At 38.6% G+C, this 1222-nt stretch carries 2 protein-coding genes; both read left to right on the forward strand.

Features of this window, described 5'->3' with window-relative positions:
- Positions 1-87 precede the first annotated feature (87 nt).
- Positions 88-261 carry a hypothetical protein gene (locus tag PG887_RS22390; RefSeq protein WP_270822951.1) on the forward strand — a complete coding sequence of 58 codons (174 nt, stop codon included), beginning with the start codon at positions 88-90 and terminating at the stop codon, positions 259-261.
- Positions 262-263: 2 nt separating this feature from the next.
- Positions 264-998 carry an HNH endonuclease gene (locus tag PG887_RS22395; protein ID WP_270822952.1) on the forward strand — a complete coding sequence of 245 codons (735 nt, stop codon included), beginning with the start codon at positions 264-266 and terminating at the stop codon, positions 996-998.
- The last annotated feature ends 224 nt before the right edge of the window (positions 999-1222 follow it).

Consider the following 1222-nt stretch of genomic DNA (forward strand, 5'->3'; position numbering starts at 1 on the left):
GGGCATGCAGTCGTGGCAAGCCCTCCGATGCCATATCGGCTCTTGAAGCTGGCTGAGGGTCATGGGTAATCAGGTAGATATTTAGAAATGAAGGGCGTTGCAAAAAAATATCTTAAAAATCTCGATGAAGCCAAGATCTCTCCTTCCGAAAAACTAGAGGAGTACAAAGAACGTCTTGCTAACTCATTAGCTCCTTATGCAGACAATCCTGCATTTCAAGCGTTTCTTGAAATGCAACGAATGGTTAAGCTCGGAGAGTAACGATGAGACCTGTCAGGAAAAATGCCTCTCCTATCAATGGTGACTTTAATAAATATGAAGATGCTAAGCCAGAGCTGGTGAGCAGACTTGGGCAATACTGCAGTTACTGCGAAAGAATGGTTCCTACACTTTTAGCTGTTGAACATATTGAGCCTAAGGATGGTGATTATAAACAACCTCATTTAGAACGGCGTTGGTCAAATTTTTTACTTGCTTGTACTAACTGCAATTCATCAAAGGGTAGTAAAAAGGTAGATTTTAAAGAACTGTTATTCCCAGATAGAGATAATACATTTTATGCATTTTCTTATAATGATGACGGAACAGTATCACCATCTTTAGCTTTAAATGTTAATCAAAAAAAACTAGCCGAGAATACATTGAAGTTAGTTGGTCTAGATAAACCCATCCAAGAGCATCTTGATTCAAATGGAGAATTTGTCTATCTGGATAGGGTTGGGCAGAGAATGGGTGCAATATCTGAGGCGCAAGAGGCATTGAAATGTTTTTTATCTGCTCCCTCTCAAGAGATGAAAAACATGATAGTTTCACTAGCAAAGGCAAAAGGTTTTTTTAGCATATGGATGAAAGTTTTTCATGCACATCCAGATATGAAAATACTCTTTGTTAGAGGGTTTAATGGTACTGAGCTTAGTGGCTGCTTTGATATGACGACCGCAGGGGAAATAGTTCCTTCCCCAAATCATGATCTTCTTCAAGATGGGAGTAAAATATAACCATGATGTCAATTCTATATATAATTTTTTGATTTGACAGATGTAGCTTATAGGTTTGATTAGAGAGGCGTAATCGCACATTGATGTAATTGTAAATTTCTCTTTTCACCTCATAACTAACCCTTCTCCTTTTTTTAATAAACGGGATGTACAGATCTAGTTATCACCTGACACCGGCCTCAAACCGGTGTCTTGTTTACGCTACTTTAGTGCGCACTTCCTTC

Source organism: Aeromonas sp. QDB14 (assembly GCF_027707845.1).
GTDB lineage: Bacteria > Pseudomonadota > Gammaproteobacteria > Enterobacterales > Aeromonadaceae > Aeromonas > Aeromonas caviae.